Origin of the sequence: Corynebacterium sp. UBA2622, from assembly GCF_002339505.1 — a bacterium.
Classification (GTDB): Bacteria; Actinomycetota; Actinomycetes; order Mycobacteriales; family Mycobacteriaceae; genus Corynebacterium.
Genome location: NZ_DDJO01000021.1, coordinates 71,878 through 91,828 on the forward strand (window position 1 = coordinate 71,878; position 19,951 = coordinate 91,828).

The following is a 19,951-nucleotide window of genomic DNA, read 5'->3' on the forward strand; positions in this document are numbered from 1 at the left end:
CGCCAGGTCGCAGGTTATTGTCCCCGCGAAAGGCGGTAGCCCACCCCCGGCTCTGTGATGAGGTACCGCGGACGCGTCGGATCCTCCTCAATCTTGCGGCGGATCTGGTGCGCGTAGACCCGCAGGTAGTTCAGCTCGCGCCCGTAGCCCGGGCCCCAGATCGCCGCCAGGAGCTCGTCGTGGCGCACGAGCTTGCCCTGCGCCCTGGCCAGAGCCGAGAGCATGCGCCACTCGGTGGGCGTGAGGTGGAACTCCTCCCCCTCGCGCGTGGCCACGGAGTCGGCGAAGTTGAGCACCAGGGAATCGGTGACGAAGGAGGGCACGGCCGCCGTCGCCACACCGCTGGTGCGCAGGCTCGCCCGCACGCGCGCCATGAGCTCCTCGATGCCGAATGGTTTGGTGACGAAGTCGTTCGCCCCGTCGTCGAGCGCCTCGACGATGTCGTCGGGCTGGTCGCGCGCGGAGAGGATGATGACGGGCACGTTCGAGGCGTGGCGCACGCGGCGCAGCACCTCGGTCCCGTCGATGTCGGGCAAACCGAGGTCGAGGATGATCAGGTCGGCGGGGTCCGCCTCCATCTCATCCAGCGCGTCGGTTCCGCAGCCGACGCAGACTGACTCGTACCCGCGGGCGCGCAGGTTGATCCGCAGGGTGCGCAGAATCGTGGAGTCGTCGTCGACAACGAGGATCTTCGTCATGGCGCTACTTTCTGGCCCGCCGCCGCCGGCACCGTCACGTTCATGGTCAGCCCCCCGCCGGGGGTTTCGGCCGGTTCCACCCTACCGCCCATGGCCTCCGCCAGGCCCCGGGCGACAGCGAGCCCCAGGCCCACGCCGTCGCTTGTCGACGTATCCCCCTTGCGCTGGAACGGCAGGAATATCGCCTCACGGTCCGCGCGCTCGACACCGGGGCCGGTGTCGATGACCCGGATGCGGACACCGGTTGCGGCGCGCTCGGCCGTCAGCCTCACCCGCCCGGTGGCCTGGTACCGCAGGGCGTTCTCCAGCAGGTTCGTCACCACCCTCTCCAGCAGACCCGGGTCCACGTAGGCCACGACGGGCTCGGGCGGGGCAGCGCACTCGACGCGCTCCGGCTGGGTGACCTGGGAGGCGTACTCGGGCAGGAGCTCGCGCAGGTCGTAGAGGTCCGGCTTGGCCACCAGCGCCCCGACCTGGAGCCGCGACATGCCGAGGAGGTTTGTGATCAACCTGTCCAGCTTGTCCGCGCTGATCTCGATGGACTCCATGAGCTCCCCGCGCTCCTCCTCGGTGAACGGCACGGTCGTGCTGCGCAGGCTCTCAATGGCCACCTTGATCCCGGCCAGCGGGGTGCGCAGGTCGTGGGAGACGGCGGAGAGAAGGGCCGTGCGCGCCCGGTTGTCCTGGGCGAGCACCTCCGCGGCGGAGGCGGACTTCTCCAGGTCCTCCTTCTGCAGGATGGCCCGGGCGTACACCACACAGGCGCTGATCAGGCGGCGCTTCTCCGCCGAAATGTCACCGGGCTGGAGGATGAGGTCGTGGGTGTCGTCGATGGTGTCGCGCTCGCTGCCCGAGACACCGGAGGGGTCGAACCCGTCGGTGGCCTTGACCACGTCAAAGGCACCGCGCTTCGTGCGGCGGAAGATTACGGCGGCGCCCGACAACCCGCACATCTCCACAATCTGCTCCAGGAGCAGGCCCAGCTGGTCGGTCGAGCCGAGCAGGACGTTCGTCATGTCGGCCATGGCGGTCGCCTCCGTCTGCGCCACCATCGCCTCGTGGAGGCGCAGCGCGTACCTGTTCACCAGAGAGGACACGAGGATGGCCACCGCCACCGACACCATGAGCGCGAGGGCGTTGGCGGGGTGCTGGATGGTCAGCGTCCCAAACGGCGGGGTGAAAAACCAGTCGGCCAACATCGAGCCGAGCACCGTCGCGAGGATCGCCGGCCACACGCCTCCAACCAGGGCAACCACGACCGCCATGAGGAGGAACACGGGCGTGACCAGCGCGAGGTTCAGGTGGTGGCGGAAAACCATGAACGCGGCGGTGGTGAGCACCGGCAGCGCCAACGCGAGCGCAAGGCCCTCCCTGATCCGCCGACCCGGCAGCGCGCTCCGGCGGCGGCCGCGCACCCGCGACCCGCCCCCGGCGTAGGCGACCACGTGGGTGTCGATCTCCCGGGAGGAGTCGATGATCGCCTCGCTGAACCCGCGTGAAAGCAGCCGCTGCCACAGGGGCCGCCGGCTGGTGCCGATGATGATCTGGCTGGCGTTCGACCCGCGGGCGAAGTCGAGCACGGCCTGCGCCGGGTCCTCCCCCGTCACGGTGTGGAAGGTGCCGCCGAGCTCCTCGGTCAGGCGGCGGAGCTTGGCGATGTCCGGCAGCGTCGCGCCCGAGAGACCGTCGGAGCGGGCGGCGAAGACGGCGAGGAGCTCCCCGCCCACGCCGCGCGAGGCGATGCGCGCGCCGCGGCGCAGTAGCATCTCCCCCTCCGGCCCGCCCGAGAGCGCCACGACGACGCGCTCGCGCGTGGCCCACGCTTTGTCGATGCTGTTGTCGGCCCTGTAGCGGGCGAGCGCCTCGTCGACCCGGTCCGCGAGCCAGAGCAGGGCCAGCTCGCGCAGGGCGGAGAGGTTGCCCTCCCGGAAGTAGTTCGACAGGGCGGAGTCGATCTTCTCGGGGGCGTAGATGTCGCCGTACGACATGCGCATCCGCAGGGCCTCCGGTGAGAGGTCCACCAGGTCGATCTGGTCGGCCGCGCGCAGTGCGGCGTCCGGGATGGTCTCGTTCTGCACCACGCCGGTGATCGTCTCCACCACGTCGTTGAGCGACTCGAGGTGCTGGACGTTGACGGTGGAGATGACGTCTATCCCGGCGTCGAGAAGCTCGTCGATGTCCTGCCACCGCTTCTCGTTGCGCATGCCCGGGGGGTTGGTGTGGGCCATTTCGTCGACGAGCGCGACATCGGGGCGGCGCGCGAGAATCGCGTCGAGGTCCATCTCGGCGATGGTCGCGCCCTTGTAGTGGACCTCCCGGCGGGGGACGACTTCGAGGCCCTCGACCTGCTTCAGCGTGAACGGCCGGTTGTGGGTCTCGACGAGGCCGATCACCACGTCCTCCCCCGTCGCCAGGAGCCGGTGGCCCTCCGTGAGCATTGCGACCGTTTTGCCGACGCCGGGGGCGCCACCGAGAAAGACGCGAAGTCGTCCACGTGCCATGAGTTCTTAGCTTTCGTACGCCAGGGAGTAGTTCAGTTCGTTGACGTTCACCGTATCCGTTCCGAAGAACCCGAGGAGGGCCTTTGAGGTGTGGTCGTCGATGAGCTCGTTGACCCGCTCCTCCGTAATGCCGCGGGCGGCGGCGACGCGGGGGGCCTGCCAGCGGGCGTACTCGGGCGAGATCTGCGGGTCGAGGCCGCTGGAGGAGGCGGTCAGCGCCTCCGGAGGGACATCGCCCGCACCGGGGTTGGCGGCCTCGAGTTCGGCCCGGCGCTCGTCCATCTTCTGCTTCAGTTCGTCGGAGACCGGGGAGAGGTTGCTGCCACCGGAGGCGTCCCCGGCCCAGTAGCCCTCGGAGGGGCGGGGCTGGAACCATTCGGGGCCCCCGGCGGGCTGGGCGAGGAGCTTGGAGCCGACGGGCTCGTCGCCGTTTTTCAGCATGGAGCCGTTCGCCCGGGCGGGCATGAGCAGCCCCGCGCCCACCATGAGCAGCGGGTAGGCGACACCGAGGATGACGGTGAGGACGATGAGGGCGCGGATTGCGGCGCCGGATTGGCGGAGAATATTCATGGAAGTCACATCCCGGGGAGGAACTGAATGATGAGGTCGATCGCCTTGATGCCGATGAAGGGGGCGATGATGCCGCCCAGGCCGTAGACGAGGAGGTTGCGGTTGAGCAGCGCGCCGGCGGACATCGCCCGGTACTTCACGCCCTTCAGCGAGAGCGGGATGAGCGCCACGATGACCAGGGCGTTGAAGATCACCGCGCTGAGCATGGCCGATTCCGGCGAGTGGAGGCGCATGATGTTCAGCGCCTGCAGGCCCGGGAAGATCGGGATGAACATGGCGGGGATGATGGCGAAGTACTTCGCCAGGTCGTTGGCGATGGAGAACGTGGTCAACGCGCCGCGGGTGATGAGGAGCTGCTTGCCGATGCCCACGATGTCGATGAGCTTGGTCGGGTCGGAGTCGAGGTCGACCATGTTGCCCGCCTCCTTCGCCGCCGAGGTACCGGTGTTCATGGCCACGCCCACGTCGGCCTGTGCGAGGGCGGGCGCGTCGTTGGTGCCGTCGCCGGTCATGGCGACGAGGTGGCCGCCCGCCTGCTCCGACTTGATCAGGCGCATCTTGTCCTCGGGGGTGGCCTCGGCGAGGAAGTCATCCACGCCCGCCTCCTTCGCGATGGCCGCCGCGGTCACGGCGTTGTCGCCGGTGATCATGACGGTCTTGATGCCCATCTCGCGTAGCTGGGTGAAGCGCTCCGTCAGGCCCGGCTTGACGACGTCCTTGAGGTGCAGCACACCGAGCACGCGCGGCGTCTCACCGGGGTTGCGCTTGGCCACGACCAGCGGGGTGCCACCGGACGCCGAGATCGTCTCGACGATTCCGTCGACGTCATCCGCGACCCGGCCGCCCTCGGCCGAGACCCAGGCCTTCACCGCCGAGCTCGCACCCTTGCGCACCTGGGTGCCGTCCGGGAAGTCCACGCCCGACATGCGGGTGTTGGCGCTGAAGGGCACGAAGGTAGCGCCCTCGCGGGCCAGGGAGGCGGCGTCGGTGCCCGCCGGGTGGCCGTTGTCGTCCAGGGCGTCGACGTACTCGACGATGGAGCGGCCCTCCGGGGTTTCGTCGGAAAGCGAGCTCAGCCATGCTGCGTCGATCATTTCGGACTTCTCCGCGCTCGAGACGGCGATGAGGTCGGAGGCGCGGCGGTTGCCGAAGGTGATGGTTCCCGTCTTGTCGAGCAGCAGCGTGGAGACGTCGCCGGCGGCCTCGACGGCGCGGCCGGACATGGCGAGCACGTTGTGCTGCACCAGGCGGTCCATGCCCGCGATGCCGATGGCGCTGAGCAGGGCCCCGATGGTGGTCGGGATGAGGCAGACCAGCAGCGCAACGAGCGCGATGAGGGAGAGCTTGTGCCCGGAGTAGATCGCCATGGGCTGGATGGCCATGACGGCGAGGACGAAGAGGATGGTCAGGGTGATCAGGAGGATGTTGAGGGCGATCTCGTTCGGGGTTTTCTTGCGCTCGGCGCCCTCGACGAGGGAGATCATCCTGTCGATGAACGTCTCGCCCGGTTTCGAGGTGATCCTCACGACGATGCGGTCGGAAAGGACCGTGGTGCCGCCGGTGACGGCGCTGCGGTCGCCGCCGGACTCGCGGATCACGGGGGCGGACTCACCGGTGATGGCGGACTCGTCGACGGTGGCCACACCCTCGACGACGTCACCGTCGCCGGGGATCTGCTCCCCCGCCTCGACGACGACGAGGTCGCCGATGGTCAGCTCGGAGCCCGCCACCTCGGTCTCGGTGCCGTCCGCGTGGAGCAGGCGGGCCTTGGCATCCGTCCGGGTCTGGCGCAGGGCGGAGGCCTGGGCCTTGCCGCGGCCCTCGGCGACGGCCTCGGCCAGGTTGGCGAAGAGGATGGTCGCCCAGAGCCACACCGTGACGCTGATGGAGAACAGCGACGGATCCAGGATCGCGAGGATCGTGGTGAGCACCGCGCCGAGCCAAACGACGAAGATGACCGGCTGGCGCACGAGGTTGACCGGGTTGAGCTTCTTCAGCGCGTCAACGAAGTTGGCGCTGAGCTGGGACCCCAGGGAGCTGTTCTTCGCGGCGTGCTGCTCCGGCTGGTGTGTCTGGGGTGCCGTGGTGGCGGTTGTCATGAGAGTGCCTCCGCGATTGGGCCGAGCGCGAGCGACGGCAGGAAGGTGAGTCCGGCGATGATGAGGATCACGCCGATGAGCAGGACGGTGAAGGTGGTGTTGTGGGTCGGCATGGAACCGGTGGTGTCCGTGCGGCCGCGCTGCGCGGCAAGAGCGCCGGCGAGGGCGACCATGAGCACGATCGGGATGAAGCGGCCGAGGAACATCGCAAGGGCGATGGTGAGGTTGAGGTACGGCGTGCCCGCGGACAGGCCCGCGAAGGCGGAGCCGTTGTTGTTCGAGCCCGACGTGTACGCGTACAGGACCTCGCTCAGGCCGTGGGAACCGCTGTTTGCCATGGAGTCGCGCACACCCGGAAGAAGCACGGCGGTCCCGGTGAGCAGCAGGACCAGCGCAGGCATGACGATGGCGGCCAGGGCGGCCAGGGTGATCTCGCGGCGGCCGATGGTCTTACCCAGCAACTCGGGGGTGCGCCCGATCATCAGGCCCGCGATGAAGACACTGAGCACCACGAAGGTGAGCATGTTGTACATGCCGGTGCCCACGCCGCCCGGTGAGACCTCGCCGAGCATCATGTTGAACATCACGAGCCCACCGCCGAGGGGGCTGTACGAATCGTGCATCGAGTTGACGGCTCCCGTCGACGTCCCGGTGGTCGTGGTGGCGAAAATGGCCGACCAGAGCACACCGAAGCGGGTCTCCTTGCCCTCCATCGCGGTGGCCGACGCAGAGCTTTCCGCCCAGACGAGCAGGGCGGCAGAGGTGGCCCAGAGCACGAGCATCGCGGCAGTCAGGGCCCAGCCCTGGCGGCGGTCCCTGACGAAGAGCCCGTAGGTGACGGGCAGGGCGAAGGGGATGAGGAGGACGAGGAAGATCTCGATGAGATTGGTGAAGGCGTTCGGGTTCTCGAAGGGGTGCGCGGAGTTGGCGTTGAAGATGCCGCCGCCGTTGGTGCCGAGCATCTTGATCGCCTCCTCGGACGCCACCGGGCCACCGAGGATGGTCTGGGACTGGCCCGTGATGGTGGTGACCACCTGTGGGTCGGCCAGGTTCTGGATCACGCCGCCAAGCATGAGCACCAAGGCGCCGACGATGGAGATCGGCAGGAGCACGCGCAGGGAGGCGCGCACCAGGTCGACCCAGAAGTTTCCGATGGTCGACGCTCCCCTGCGCGCCAGGCCGCGGAACAGGGCGATGGCGACGGCGATGCCGGTGGCGGCGGAGACGAAGTTCTGCACCGTCAGGCCCGCCATTCCCACCACGTATCCCGCCCCGGTCTCACCGGAGTAGCTCTGCCAGTTGGTGTTGGTGGTGAAGGACACGGCGGTGTTCAGCGCCGTGTGCCAGTCCTGGGACCGGTCGAAGTTCCACGGGAGGAAGCCCTGCCCGAGGATCAGGAGCCACAGGAAAAGCACGGAGAACACACCGAAGGCCACCGCCGCGATGGCGTAGGAGGTCCAGCGCATCTCGTTGTCCGGGTTGACGCCGATCGCCTTGTAGATGGCCCGCTCGGCGCGGTTGTGCCTCTCATCGGTGAAGCACTTGTACATGTACGTGCCCAGCGGCACGCGGGCCACTGCGAGCAGGATGATGACCAGCAGCAGGGCGAGGACGGTCTGGATTAGAAGTGGCATGGCATCCTCAGAACTTCTCGGGGTTCAACAGCGCGTACACCAGGTACACGAGGACACCGACACTGAGAATGGCTCCGACAATATCTTGAGTCATGCCCATTAAATAACCACCCCAATGCCGACGGCCGGCCGCGCATGACTGAAAACTAATTCGCCTTAACGCCTTATTAACGCCGCTTGCCGACGCCCCGCTGGCTGCCCCGGAACCGGGCACTTCCCCAGTTGGCGCGGCCGACCCGACGCATATGAGCGCCCGTAAAAGAGCGCCAGTCTGGTCACCGGGCGAACGGTCGAAAAATCCGCCAGACTGGCGCTCTTTTACGGGCGCTCATTTAGCCGTGGGGCCTATTCCGGGTGGCGCGGATTCACCAGGCCAGACCCGGAGGGAGCATGAGCCGGGTCCTCCCCCGCCTCCACCTGCCGGTTGTCCCCGTCCACGAAAATCACCCTCGAGCTGTAGTGCCCGAGATCCTCCTCGGTGTACTGGGCGTACCCGATGATGATGACGAGGTCGCCCGGGCTGATCTGGCGCGCGGCGGCGCCGTTGATGCCGATCACACCGGTCCCCCTGTCACCGGTGATCGCGTACGTGGTGAGGCGGTTGCCGTTGTTGATGTCCACGATGTCGATCTGCTCGCCCTCGAGGATGTCGGCGGCCTCCATGAGGTCGGCGTCGATGGTGCAGGAGCCGACGTAGTGCAGGTCGGCCTGCGTGACGGTGGCCCGGTGGATCTTGGATTTCAGCATGGTGCGCAACACGGGTGAAACATTAGTACCGCCGCACGGATTCCCCTACTCCGCCTCCGGCGCACGAAAAAGCACCCGGTGGGATCCACCGGGTGCTTCAATATTTGTACCCCGTACGGGATTTGAACCCGTGTTACCGCCGTGAGAGGGCGACGTCCTAGGCCGCTAGACGAACGGGGCATGAGGACTTGCAGAATCTAAATCTCTGCAGCTGGCCTACCTGGACTCGAACCAAGAATGGCGGTACCAGAAACCGCTGTGTTGCCAATTACACCATAGGCCATTCGTTTTCCAGATCCTGCCGCTCGGGCTTTCCGGCCCTCGCTGCTCTCTCTGAACAACGTGGATTACTATAACCACCGGGCTGGCGACTAAACAAATCGCCAGCTCATCGGTGTTTTTTACTCCGCTGGCGCATACGGGGTAACGGCGCGGGCAGCGCGCAGGCGCGCGAGCGTTGACTCCCTGCCCAGCAGCTCCATGGACTCGAACAGCGGCGGGGACACCGCGGCACCGGAAATGCCCACGCGCAGGGCGCCGAACGCGGTGCGGGGCTTGAGCTCCAGGTCCTCGATGAGGGCCTTGTTCAGGGCCGCCTCGATCTTTTCGGTGGTCCAGTCTCCCTCCCCAAGGGCCTCGAGGGCGGCGATGCCGGCATCGAGGGGCTGGACGGCTGCCTCCTTGAGGTTCTTGCGGGCCGACTTTTCGTCGAGCTCAAGGTCGGCGTCGGCGGTGACGAGGAACTTGAGCAGGCCGTAGGCATCGGACAGCACCTTGATGCGCGTCTGCACCAGGTCCGCCGCGACCGCGAACTTCTCCGCGGGGTAATCGGTCGGGAAGTCGGTGAACTCGGTGAGGTAGTCGCGCAGGCGCCCGGCGAAGTCGGCGGGGTCCAGCAGGCGGATGTGGTCCGCGTTGATGGCCTCGAGCTTCTTCTGGTCGAAGCGCGCGGGGTTGCCCAGCACATCCGAGACGTCGAAGGCCTCGATGAGCTCGTCGGCGGTGAAGATGTCCTTGTCGGCAGACAGCGACCACCCCAGCAGCGCGAGGTAGTTGATCATGCCCTCGGGGATGATGCCGTTGTCGCGGTGGTTGAACAGGTTGGATTCCGGGTCGCGCTTGGAGAGCTTCTTGTTGCCCTGGCCCATGACGAAGGGCAGGTGGCCGAACTGCGGGGTGAAGCTGGTGACGCCGATGCGCTGCAGGGCCGCGTACATCGCCAGCTGGCGCGGCGTGGAGGAGAGCAGGTCCTCGCCGCGCAGGACGTGGGTGATCTGCATAAGCGCGTCGTCAACCGGGTTGACGAGCGTGTAGAGCGGCGCCCCGTTGGAGCGCGCGACGACGTAGTCGGGCTGCGTCTCGGATTTGAAGGTCACCTCGCCGCGCACGAGGTCGGTCCAGGTCCAGTCCTGGTCGGGCATGCGCAGGCGCCAGACGGGTTTGCGGCCCTCGGCCTCGAAGGCGGCGATTTGGGCGTCGCTAAGCTCGCGGTCGAAGTTGTCGTAGCCGAGCTGCGGGTCCCGGCCGGCTGCCTTGTGGCGCTCCTGCACCTCTTCGTTCGAGGAGTAGGAGGGGTAGACCTCGCCCGCCTCGATGAGCTTGTTCAGCACGTCCTTGTAGATGTCCATGCGCTGCGACTGGCGGTACGGCTCGTGCGGCCCGCCCTTGACCACTCCCTCGTCCCAGTCCATGCCGAGCCAGGTCAGGGAGTCGATGATCGCCTGGTAGGACTCCTCCGAGTCACGTGCCGCGTCGGTGTCCTCGATGCGGAAGACGAGGGTGCCGCCGCTGTGGCGGGCCTGGGCCCAGTTGAACAGGGCCGTGCGGACCATCCCGACGTGCGGGGTACCGGTCGGGGAAGGGCAAAAGCGGACGCGCATGGGCGCGGTGGCGGGGGTTTCAGTCATGCCGACAATCGTAGCGCCCGGCCCCGCCCCGCCCGAGGTGGGTGCGGGGCGGCCCCGGCGCGGGCACTACACTGTGGCCCCATGTCTTCAGCGCGCCCCTCAACCGCCCCCGACTTCCTGCTCTCCCGCAGCACCGGGTCCGTCCGCACCCAGGGCGCCGCGGCGACCTTCACGGACGCGTGGGACGCGATCGACGCCCTGAACAGTGGGAATGCCGAGATGGTCGTGGGTGCGCTCCCCTTCGAGCGCGATGCGGCGGCGGCCCTGACCGTTCCCGAGACAATCGTGCGGGAGCCGGGGACGCTCGAGCCGCACCCCTACTATCGCGTCGGGCCCGGCTCGAGGCTCACGGCGAGGGTGCGCGAGCTCGACCCGGCGCCCGAAGAGCATTTGCGACGCATCGAGGCGGCCGTTTCCACGATCCAGGGCTCCGCGCTGGAGAAGGTCGTGCTCGCCCGCGCCGTCGACATCGACTTCGATCCCCCGGTGGACCCGCGCCTCGTGGCCGCACGGCTCATCGACCTCTCCCTCACCCGCGACGGCTTCATCGCCGACCTCACCCCCTCCGGCCGGCGCGGGCATTTCCTGGTCGGCTCCTCCCCCGAGGTCCTGGTGCGCCGCCGGGGCGCCAAGGTGAGCTCATTCCCGCTGGCGGGCTCCGCGCCGCGCCACCCCGACGACCCGGATGCCGACCGCGCCGCGGGCCGCGCGCTCCACGACTCCGCCAAGGACCTCGACGAGCACGCCTTCGTGGTCGACCACATCCGCCGGGTGCTCTCGCCCCTGTGCTCCCACCTGGATATTCCGGAGCGCCCCCGCCTGGAGCGGACGAGCGAGATGTGGCACCTGGCCACGCCCGTCGAGGGGGTGTTGAAGGACCCGTCCCTCAACGCTCTCGACCTGGCGACGCGCCTCTACCCCACTCCCGCGGTGTGCGGTACACCACAGGACGCGGCCGAGGCGCTCATCACGACCGCCGAGTCCGACCGCGGCTTCTACGCCGGGGCCGTGGGTTTCACCGACGCCAACGGCGACGGCGAGTACATGGTGGCCATCCGCTGCGCCGAGGTCAACGCCGCGGGCACAGCGGCGCGCGCCTGGGCCGGTGGGGGCCTCGTCGCGGGGTCCGACCCGCAGGCGGAGCTCGACGAGACGACGGCCAAGCTGCGCACGATCATGCGCGCTTTCGGCCTCTAGCCCGTCCTAGGCGCGTTCGATCGGGTTCCCCAGCGTGCCGATGCCCGGAATCTCCACCTGGATGTAATCGCCCGGCACCATCTCGGCGGTGCCCGCCGGGGAGCCCGTGCAGATGACATCGCCCGGCAGGAGGGTGAAGGAGGCGGTGATGAACTCGATGATCTCGCCGAGGTTCATGATCATCTGGTTGGAGTTGGAGTCCTGCTTCGTTTCCGTCGTGCCCTCGTGCGTGAGGTGCGCCTTGATCGGGGTGTCGGAGAAGTCGAACTTGTCCAAGTCGGTCTCGATCCAGGGTCCGAGCGGGCAGAAGGTGTCGATGCCCTTCGCCCGCGCCCACTGCCCGTCCGCGAACTGCAGGTCGCGGGAGGAGACGTCGTTGACGATGGTCACGCCGCGCACGACGGACTTCCAGTCCTCGGCCTTGACGTTCTTGCAGGGCGTTCCGATCACCAGGGCCATCTCGCCCTCGAACTCGACCTTGGTGGCGAAGTCGGGAATCTTGATGGGTGACTCGGGGCCGATGACGGCTGTCGGCGGTTTGATGAACAGCGTGGGCGGGAGGTGCTCGGCGGACTGCTTGAACACCTCGGCCACGTGGTCCGCGTAGTTGCGGCCGATGGCCACGACCTTCGACGGCAGCATGGGGGCCAACAGGCGGACCTCACCCAGCGGCCACTCCCTGCCTGTGTACTCGGGGTCGGTGAAGGGGGTGCCGGCGATGGCCTTCGCCGTGGTCCCCTCGTCGTCGATGACGGCGAACGTCATTCCTTCGGGTGTCGCAATTCGTCCAAAACGCATGCGGACGAGCATACCCGGTGGCCCGGGTCACTCCGCGGTGAGAGCGAGGTAGAGCTCGGCGCAGGCGATGGCGTCCGTCAGGGCGTCGTGGTTGCCGTAGTCGGGAAGACCGTAGCGCCGCCGCACCCGCGCCAAGCGCAGGTCCTCCCCGCGAGGGTAGGTGCCCATGCACTCCATGTGGCGGCGCTCCAGCGCGAAGGTGTCCACGACCTCAGACTCCCGGAACCGCCGCACCCTCCCGCGCGCCCGCCTGTAGGCGTGGCCGAGGAAACCCGTCTCCATCTCCGCGTAGTGGGCGAGCAGCAGCCGGCCCTCCAGGGCCCGGTCGAGCTCGTCGAGGATGACGGCGAGGTCCACGCCGTCCAGGGCGATGTCGTCGTCCGTCACGCCGTGCAGCGTGGCTGACTCCCCCACCTCCGCCCCCGCGACGAGGAAGCGCCGCGCGCCGGAGAGCTCGATCACCCGGTCCGTCACCGGCACCCAGCCGACTGAGACGAGCTGGTCGCGGCCCGGGCGCAGGCCGGTTGTCTCGACGTCCACGGCGAGGAGGTGGGCGCCGTCAAGCGTGCTCTTCTTCCTGCGAAACACCTAAACCGCCCTGACGGGGTATCGGTTGCTCAGGGCCGACTGCATCGACTTGATCACGCCGAACGCGTCGCGCAGGGCGTCGCGCTCGCGGCCGGGAAGCTGCTTCGGGTCGATGTGGTAGTCGGGGCTTCCGCCTGCGCGCACCTGCCGCGCCTGGTGGCGCAGCGCGAGGTTGGTCAGGTATTCGTAGGCGCCTGCGAGGTCCTCCGCGCCGCGCTCCGAGATCGTCTCGCCCGACGACGCCCTGATGCGGGCCAGGGTGTCCACCTCCGCTACCCCGGCGGTGATGGCGTAGAGCCTGGCCATCTGCACGACCGCGGCGGTACCACCCTTCTTCACGTCCAGCGTGTCGGCGTATTCGCCGCTTCGCTCCACCACGAGGCCCCGGAAGAACCCGAGCGGAGGCTCGCGCCACGTTGCCAGGGCAGCGAGGTGCGTGTGCAGGCGCTGGGAGGCATGGGCCCCGGCCACGGCGTTGGCGTGGACGCGGGCGGCCATGTCGGCGTCGCCGAAGACGCAGCGGAAGTCGAAGAAAACCTGGGCGTGCAGGAGGGCGTCGGGCTCGGGGGCCGTGATCCAGCCGTGGAAGGTGCGGTCCCACTCGGACTCCGTCATGCGCCACTGCGGGGACATGGCCATCATCCCGCCCGGGCACAGCATCTGGCCCGCGCCGGCGAGGCCGGTGCAGACGAACTCGCTCAGGCGCGCGAAGTATTCGCCGTGGGCTGCTTCGTCGTAGGAGTCGTCGAGCACCAGCGCGTTGTCCTGGTCCGAGGCCGGCCCCATCTCGTGGCGCGCCTGCGACCCCACAGCGACGAAGGCGAAGGGAATCGGCGCGGGCCCGAGCGCCTCGGTCGCCAGCGCGAACAGCCGACGCGCGACGGCGTCGGCGATGCTTGTCAGCAGCCGCTGCGCCTCGAAGGCGGAGGCACCCCGCTCCAGGAAGCGTGCCGCGACATCCGCTGCACGGCGGTACGCCCCCTCCAGCTCGTGCACGTCGGCGCGCTCCACGGCGGCGGAGAGGTAGATGGGGTCCATCTGCAGCGGGCGCATGATGTCGCTGCCGGTGGCCACGCCGATGATCCCCCCGGCACCCTCCACGGGCAGGTGGTGGAAGCCCAGCTCGCCCATGAGCAGCATCGCCTCGAAAACCATCGTGTCCTCGCCGATTGTGCGCACGGGGAAGGTCGCCACCTCGCGGACCGGCAGGCGCGGGTCGAGCATCGGGGCGACCACCCGCGAGCGCAGGTCGCGGTCAGTGAGGATGCCGGTTTCACCCGCGCCCTCCACGAGGATGTAGGAGGAACGGTTGTCGCGCATCGTCTGCGCGGCCTCCGCAATGCTTGCCGACGCCCCGATCGCCACCACCGGGCGGCCTAAAACGAGGCCTCCCATCGGGGTGCGCAGGACATCCGCCGCGGAGTGGCCCTCGCGCAGCTCGTCGGCTGCGGCGCGGATGCGGCGGGACTGGGAGAGGAAGTAGCGCTCGATCCCCGGGTGGGCGGCGACGAGGGAACGGAAGGCGTCGCGCGGGAGGATGAGCAGGACGCAGTCCTCGACGGCCTCCATGGTGTAGCGGGAGACGGGGTCGTCGACAAGCGTGGAGTAGCCGAAGTTGCGGCCGGCGTCCCTGCGGTCGAGCAGGATGCCCTCGCCGTCCATGACGTCGACGGCGCCGGAGCGGATGATGTAGAGGTTGTTGTTCTCGGTGCCGGCCCCGATGATCCGGCGCCCGCGGCGGACGTAGGTGATGCCCATCTGCCCGGGCAGCGCGCGCAGCGTCTCTGCCGGCAGATGTGCAAACGGCTCCTGCCCCGAAAGGAAGGAGCCGATCTCCTCGAGTTCTACTTTCATGCCCAAAACTTTAGCGCGCCCGCGGGGCGGCCAGAGGCGTTTTTACTGGTAGCTGACGAACCAGGGCCGCGGCGAGACCTCGTTGTACGTCTGCTCCGGGGTGAACATCGGCATGTCCTCGTCGATGAAGTTCTTCCAGGCGAGGAAGAAGTTCGGGTCCAGACCCTGGCGCAGCACGTTCCAGGTGTCGTACTTCTGGTCCGGCGAGCCGTGCCCGTCGGCGTGCAGGACGTAGGCCAGCTCGGGGTGGTCGGTGCGGATGTTCTCCCGGTCGGGGAACATGGCCACCTGGAACTGGTGCAGGACGAATGCCTTCTGCGGGAGGTGGTTGTCGCGGGTGAGCTGGGCCAGCCAGTCGGCGGCCGTGTTGATCTCCTCCGCCGTCGCCGAGCCCACGCGCGAGAGCGGCTGCTCGCCGGGGTTGAGCTTCCACTCGGCGTCGAGGGCGAGGCCCACGTTCGGGCGCTTCAGCAGGTCCTCGTACATCTTCGCCTGGCGCAGGAAGTCGCCCTGGCCGGGCTGGAGATCGAGCACGGCGTAACCGCCAGCCTGGGTGATGGCGTCAACGTAGGGTGCCACCTCGGCCGGGTCCGTCTCGTTGGAATAGTCGCCGTCGCCGCCGGGAGCGTCGGAGGCGACCGTGACGATGATCTCGAAGGCCGGCACGATGGGCTGCGGGTCCAGCGGCGCGTATTTCTCCGCGTACTGCTTGGCCAGTTCGGCGGCCTCCGAGGGCCCCTGCTCCCCCATCACGCCGAGCGCGGGCCCGGAAGGGTGGCCGTAGAGCGCGACCATGCGCCGGCCCGGGAAGACCAGGCCGCCGCCACCGGGGAGCTCGCCGTTGCCGGCCAGCTGGGCGCGCTCGCTGTAGTTGTCGGTGCTTCCCCACTGCTCCCCGAGGGCGATGGTGTCCTGCGAGGTGACGGTCTTCATCGACTCGCTGGTCGCGCGCGGGTCGGGGGCGGGCAGGACGTGCACGTCGGCACCGGCCGCGCGGGCGGTTGCGGCAGCCGCCATGGAGGTGGCGCCGGTGGCGAACATCGGGGGCAGCTGAAGGTCGAGGGGCTGCGCGGGCTGCTGCCCGGCCACCGCGGCGACATCCGAGCCCGGCTCGGCGGAACCGACCGGCTGGGTGTTCTGCGCATCGGAGTCGTCCCCGGGGACGTTGACCACGCGCTTCGCGCCGAGGCGCTGGACCTCCCCGTCCACCGCGGCGTCCTTGCCGGGCAGGCGCACCAGCATGGGGGCGCCCAGCTTGTTCGCCACCGCCGCGGCGCGCAGCTGGTCGTCGCGGGCGGGTCCGGACACGACCACCGCGTCCGACTTCTCGAAGAGTCTCCGCGAGACCTCCGCGCCGGTGCCGTCGGCGTCGGCGATGACCTCCTGCCCGTGCGTTTCCAGGCGCTTGGCGTTCTTCGCCCCGCCCGTGGACCCCCCGTTCGCCTTCCCGCCCGATGACCCGTCGCCGCACCCGGTGAGCACCAGCGCGGCCGAGACGGCGATCGCGCCGAGTCCGAGGGCACCCGTGCGGGCCCGTGTCCGTGTGGAGGTGAGGTTCATGTGTGTCCTTCCCCGGCGCGGCGCGCCCGGTCGTGCTTGCTGTGCTGGTCGTCGGGGGCCGCGGCGGGGCGAGCCCGCGTCATACCCTACTTCACGGCCGCGGCAATCCGGTCGCCCACCTCGGCGGTGCGCACGGGCGCGCCCCCGCGGGCGGCCACGTCGGCTTCCACCGCGTCCTCGATGCGCACCGCGTTGTCCTCATCGCCGAGCCAGCGCAGCATCATCGCCACCGAGAGGATCATCGCGGTCGGGTCGGCGACGCCCTTGCCCGCGATGTCGGGGGCCGATCCGTGGACCGGCTCGAACATGGAGGGGTTGGCCCGGGAGGCGTCGATGTTGCCCGAGCATGCCTGGCCCACCCCTCCGGTGACGGCGCCGGCGAGGTCGGTGAGGATGTCGCCGAAGAGGTTGTCGGTGACGATGACGTCGTAGCGCTGCGGGTCGGTGACCATGTAGATGGTGGCGGCGTCGATGTGGTTGTAGTCCACCTCGACGTCGGGGTACTCGCGCGCGACGTCGTCGACGGTTTTCTGCCACAACCCGCCGGCGTTGACCAGAACGTTCGTCTTATGCACGAGCGTGAGCTTTCCCCGCCGGGCCGCGGCGGTCTCGAAGGCGTGGCGCACCAGGCGCTCCACTCCGAAGCGGGTGTTCTGGGAGACCTCGCACGCGACCTCGTGCGGCGTCCCCTCGCGCAGTGTTCCGCCGTTGCCGGCGTAGAGGCTCTCGGTGCCCTCGCGTACGACCACGAAGTCGATGTCGCCGGGGTTGGCCAGAGGGCTTATCGACGACGGGTAGAGACGCGACGGGCGGAGGTTGACGAAGTGGTCCAGCTTGGAGCGCAGGGGCAGGAGGAGGCCGCGCTCCAGGACGCCGGACGGGACGCGGGCGGGATCGCCGATCGCCCCGAGCAGGATCGCGTCGTGCTCGCGCAGGCTGTCCAGGTCGTCGTCGGTGAGAAGCTCGCCGTTGCGCAGGTAGCGGCGCGCGCCGAGGTCGTAGTCGGTGGTGTGGACATCGTCACGCACCGCGCGGAGGACCTTCAGGCCCTCCGCCATCACCTCGGTGCCGATGCCATCTCCGGCGATAACCGCGATCTTCATTTTTTGGGATTCCTTTCTCACCTGATGGACTGTGCGTTCAGCCTATCAGGCGGGCGGCTCCCCGGGTCGGGCTAATCCAGGTCGATCTGCGCGGAGAACCCGTCCAGGGACTGCGCAATGCGCTGCTCGAGCTCGGCCGGAACATCCTTTTCCACGCGCAGGATAAGCACCGCTCCATCGCCCTTGGTCGTGGGCGTGAGCGCGGCGGCCTCGATGTTGATGTCAGCCTCGCCCAGCTGGCTTCCCACGCGGCCGAGCGCACCCGGCACGTCGGTGTAGAGGAGGAAGAGGTTGCGGCCCTGCGCGCGCAGATCCAGGCCGCGGCCGTTGATGCGCACGATCTTTTCCACCCCGTCGATGCCGGTCAGGGCACCGGTGACCGTGGAGGTCGCACCGCCGGCGGAGACCACCTGCACCTCGAGGGCGCTGCGGTGGATGTCGGCCTCCGTCTTCGTCTCCACGGCGTACTCGAGACCGCGGCTCTCGGCGATGGCGGGGGCGTTGACGAAGGTGACCGGGTCGCTCGTGATGCCGGAGAACAGTCCGCGCACGGCGGACAGGCCCAGCGCGGAGACGTCCTCGGTGGAGAGCTCCCCGGAGGCGGTGACCTTGAGGGAGACGGGGGCGTCGTCGAGCAGTTTGCCCGCGATGAGACCCAGCTTGCGGGCCAGCTCCAGCCAGCGCGACACCTCCTCGCCGACGCGCCCGCCGGTGACGTTCACGGCGTCGGCGACGAACTCGCCTGCCAGCGCCTTGAGCACGGAGGCGGCGACATCGGTTCCGGCGCGGTCCTGCGCCTCCTCGGTGGACGCCCCCAGGTGCGGGGTGACCACAACCTGCTCGAGGGCGAACAGGGGCGAGTCGGTGCACGGCTCGGTGGCGTAGACATCGAATCCGGCGCCGCGGATCCTGCCGGAGACGATGGCGTCGGCGAGGGCGGCTTCGTCGACAAGCCCGCCGCGCGCGGCGTTGATGATGATCTGCCCCTCCTTCGCCTTGGCGAGCAGCTCCGCGTTGAACATGCCCGCGGTCTCCTTCGTCTTCGGCAGGTGGATGGTGACGAAGTCGGCGCGGGCCATGAGCTCGTCGAGCTCGACGAGCTCCACGCCGAGCTGGGCGGCGCGCGCCGGGTTGGCGTAGGGGTCGTAGGCAATGATGCTGGTCTCGAAGGCCGCGAGGCGCTGGGCAAAGAGCTGGCCGATGTGGCCGAAGCCGACGATGCCCACCGTTTTGCCGTAGATCTCCACGCCCTTGAAGGCCGAGCGCTTCCACTGCGCCTCACGCAGGGTGGCGTCCGCGGCGGGGATTTGGCGGGCGGTGGCCAGGAGGAGGGCGATGGCGTGCTCGCAGGCGGAGTGGATGTTGGAGGTCGGCGCGTTGACCACCATCACGCCGCGCTCGGTTGCCGCGTCGATGTCGACGTTGTCGAGGCCGACCCCCGCGCGGCCGATGATCTTCAGGTTTGGGGCGGCCTCGATGACCTCGCGGTCGACTGTGGTGGCGGAGCGCACGAGGAGCGCGTCAGCCTCGGGCACCGCGGCGAGGAGCTCGGGGCGGTCCGGCCCGTCAACCCAACGCACCTCGACGGAATCTCCCAGGGCTTCGACGGTGGATGGGGCCAGTTTGTCTGCGATGAGCACGACGGGTTTAGTCACGGCAATTATCTCCTGCGGGTTGAACGCCCCCGCGGCGTTCGGTGAAGGGGGCATGAGCGGTTGTGCGCTGGGCGGCGCGCGCCGCCCGACCCTGAATAGAGTAGCCCCTTGCGCCGGGAAACTCGCCCGCCGGGGCTAATAATTTTCCTCGGCCCGCATAATCCGGGAGCTGAGCTCCTCCCCCGTGCCGAACCTCCGGCCGATCGCGAGCAGCGGCGCGCGGGACAACCCGGCCATGGCCATGAGCGTGTCCTCGGAATCGCGCGGATCCGGGTCGTCCACGACCGTCACCGAGGCACCGAAGCTGCGCAGGTTCGCCACCGCGGCGACGGGGCTGTCCGGGGTGGCCACCACCGCCGGTGCCATGTCGGCATCCCGGCGCGAGTGTACCGGGAAGGGCCGCGCCTCCGCTCCCGGCATCACCTTCGGATCCGCCCACGCGGCCCTCAGCCACGTCGGCGCCTTCGGGTCGAGCCCGGCCACGGCGCGCGCAGCGCGTTCCGGGTCCTCCACGTCGCGTTGGCCGAAGCGCAGCGTCGTCATCACGCCCAGCGCGTCCTCACCGCCCGGGTCGCGGAACACGCGGACCGTGCCGGTGCGCGCGGCGAGAGTCACGTCCCCCACCGTGAGCACCGTGAAGGCCTTGAGCCGCTGGATCTCCGAGACAACGTCCTCCCGGTGCGCCGGGTCGTAGACGAGCATCGGGGCATGGGCGACGACGGCTATCGACGCCCCCCGCAGCTGGGCCTCCGGCGTGGCGTCGGTGACCACGAGGGTTTCGGAGGCGTCGAAGAGCAGGCGGGCCGTTTCAACCCCGGTCGGATCGTCGACCACGACGGGGTGGCCCTCGAAACGCTCGGCCACGTGGCGGGACTGGTTGGCGCTGCGCGCCGTCCCCAGGGGACTGGCCGGGCCGCCGGAGCCGCAGCCGGTCAGGGCGAGGGCGGCCGCGCAGGCCGTGGCGCAGAGGGCACAGAGGGCGCGGGTGCCGCGCGTGCGGGGTGTGGGGGTCATGTGCCTCGGGGGTCGGCTCGGTTCCA

At 69.1% G+C, this 19,951-nt stretch carries 16 protein-coding genes and 2 tRNA genes; 1 reads left to right on the plus strand and 17 read right to left on the minus strand.

The window, feature by feature from the left end; genetic code table 11:
- Positions 1–14 precede the first annotated feature (14 nt).
- The 10 genes from B3611_RS08810 to gltX all read right to left on the minus strand — a co-directional run bounded on the left by B3611_RS08810 (position 15) and on the right by gltX (position 10,156).
- Positions 15–698 carry a response regulator gene (locus tag B3611_RS08810; RefSeq protein ID WP_291314705.1) on the minus strand — a complete coding sequence of 228 codons (684 nt, stop codon included), beginning with the start codon at positions 696–698 and terminating at the stop codon, positions 15–17.
- The gene (locus B3611_RS08815) at positions 695–3,199 is read right to left on the minus strand and encodes an ATP-binding protein (RefSeq protein WP_291314706.1); all 2,505 of its coding nucleotides are present in this window, start codon (positions 3,197–3,199) and stop codon (positions 695–697) included. Before B3611_RS08815 ends, B3611_RS08810 begins: the two co-directional genes overlap by 4 nt.
- A gap of 6 nt (positions 3,200–3,205) precedes the next feature.
- Positions 3,206–3,769: a potassium-transporting ATPase subunit KdpC gene (gene kdpC / locus B3611_RS08820; RefSeq protein WP_291314707.1), complete on the minus strand. Its 564-nt coding sequence runs from the start codon at positions 3,767–3,769 to the stop codon at positions 3,206–3,208.
- Positions 3,770–3,774: 5 nt separating this feature from the next.
- The gene (gene kdpB, locus B3611_RS08825; RefSeq protein WP_291314708.1) at positions 3,775–5,868 is read right to left on the minus strand and encodes a potassium-transporting ATPase subunit KdpB; all 2,094 of its coding nucleotides are present in this window, start codon (positions 5,866–5,868) and stop codon (positions 3,775–3,777) included.
- Positions 5,865–7,502 (minus strand): potassium-transporting ATPase subunit KdpA, encoded by a 1,638-nt coding sequence (gene kdpA / locus B3611_RS08830; RefSeq protein ID WP_291314709.1) that lies wholly within the window; start codon positions 7,500–7,502, stop codon positions 5,865–5,867. The genes kdpB and kdpA overlap by 4 nt, the downstream gene beginning before the upstream one ends.
- A gap of 7 nt (positions 7,503–7,509) precedes the next feature.
- Positions 7,510–7,602 carry a K(+)-transporting ATPase subunit F gene (gene kdpF, locus B3611_RS10200; RefSeq protein ID WP_414646324.1) on the minus strand — a complete coding sequence of 31 codons (93 nt, stop codon included), beginning with the start codon at positions 7,600–7,602 and terminating at the stop codon, positions 7,510–7,512.
- Between the two features lie 245 nt (positions 7,603–7,847).
- Positions 7,848–8,261 (minus strand): aspartate 1-decarboxylase, encoded by a 414-nt coding sequence (gene panD / locus B3611_RS08835; RefSeq protein WP_291314710.1) that lies wholly within the window; start codon positions 8,259–8,261, stop codon positions 7,848–7,850.
- Positions 8,262–8,356: 95 nt separating this feature from the next.
- A tRNA-Glu gene (locus tag B3611_RS08840) sits at positions 8,357–8,429 on the minus strand.
- A 31-nt stretch (positions 8,430–8,460) separates the two neighbouring features.
- Positions 8,461–8,532, minus strand: a tRNA-Gln gene (locus tag B3611_RS08845).
- A 118-nt stretch (positions 8,533–8,650) separates the two neighbouring features.
- Positions 8,651–10,156 carry a glutamate--tRNA ligase gene (gene gltX / locus B3611_RS08850; protein ID WP_291314711.1) on the minus strand — a complete coding sequence of 502 codons (1,506 nt, stop codon included), beginning with the start codon at positions 10,154–10,156 and terminating at the stop codon, positions 8,651–8,653.
- An 81-nt stretch (positions 10,157–10,237) separates the two neighbouring features.
- On the opposite strand from gltX, the gene B3611_RS08855 reads away from it, so the two are divergent.
- Positions 10,238–11,353, plus strand: coding sequence for an isochorismate synthase (locus tag B3611_RS08855; protein ID WP_291314712.1), 1,116 nt, complete (start codon positions 10,238–10,240; stop codon positions 11,351–11,353).
- A gap of 6 nt (positions 11,354–11,359) precedes the next feature.
- Here B3611_RS08855 and B3611_RS08860 read toward each other — a convergent pair whose 3' ends face one another.
- From B3611_RS08860 to B3611_RS08890, 7 genes are all read right to left on the minus strand, one after another.
- Positions 11,360–12,151 (minus strand): fumarylacetoacetate hydrolase family protein, encoded by a 792-nt coding sequence (locus B3611_RS08860; protein WP_291314713.1) that lies wholly within the window; start codon positions 12,149–12,151, stop codon positions 11,360–11,362.
- A gap of 27 nt (positions 12,152–12,178) precedes the next feature.
- The gene (locus tag B3611_RS08865) at positions 12,179–12,739 is read right to left on the minus strand and encodes an exonuclease domain-containing protein (protein WP_291314714.1); all 561 of its coding nucleotides are present in this window, start codon (positions 12,737–12,739) and stop codon (positions 12,179–12,181) included.
- Complete coding sequence (locus tag B3611_RS08870) at positions 12,740–14,593, minus strand: DUF294 nucleotidyltransferase-like domain-containing protein (RefSeq protein ID WP_291314715.1); 1,854 nt, start codon at positions 14,591–14,593, stop codon at positions 12,740–12,742.
- A gap of 42 nt (positions 14,594–14,635) precedes the next feature.
- Complete coding sequence (locus B3611_RS08875; RefSeq protein ID WP_291314716.1) at positions 14,636–16,153, minus strand: cell wall-binding repeat-containing protein; 1,518 nt, start codon at positions 16,151–16,153, stop codon at positions 14,636–14,638.
- An 86-nt stretch (positions 16,154–16,239) separates the two neighbouring features.
- Complete coding sequence (locus tag B3611_RS08880) at positions 16,240–17,256, minus strand: 3-isopropylmalate dehydrogenase (protein ID WP_291314717.1); 1,017 nt, start codon at positions 17,254–17,256, stop codon at positions 16,240–16,242.
- Between the two features lie 71 nt (positions 17,257–17,327).
- The gene (gene serA / locus B3611_RS08885; protein WP_291314718.1) at positions 17,328–18,911 is read right to left on the minus strand and encodes a phosphoglycerate dehydrogenase; all 1,584 of its coding nucleotides are present in this window, start codon (positions 18,909–18,911) and stop codon (positions 17,328–17,330) included.
- 135 nt (positions 18,912–19,046) lie between these two features.
- Complete coding sequence (locus B3611_RS08890) at positions 19,047–19,925, minus strand: hypothetical protein (protein ID WP_291314719.1); 879 nt, start codon at positions 19,923–19,925, stop codon at positions 19,047–19,049.
- Positions 19,926–19,951 lie beyond the last annotated feature (26 nt).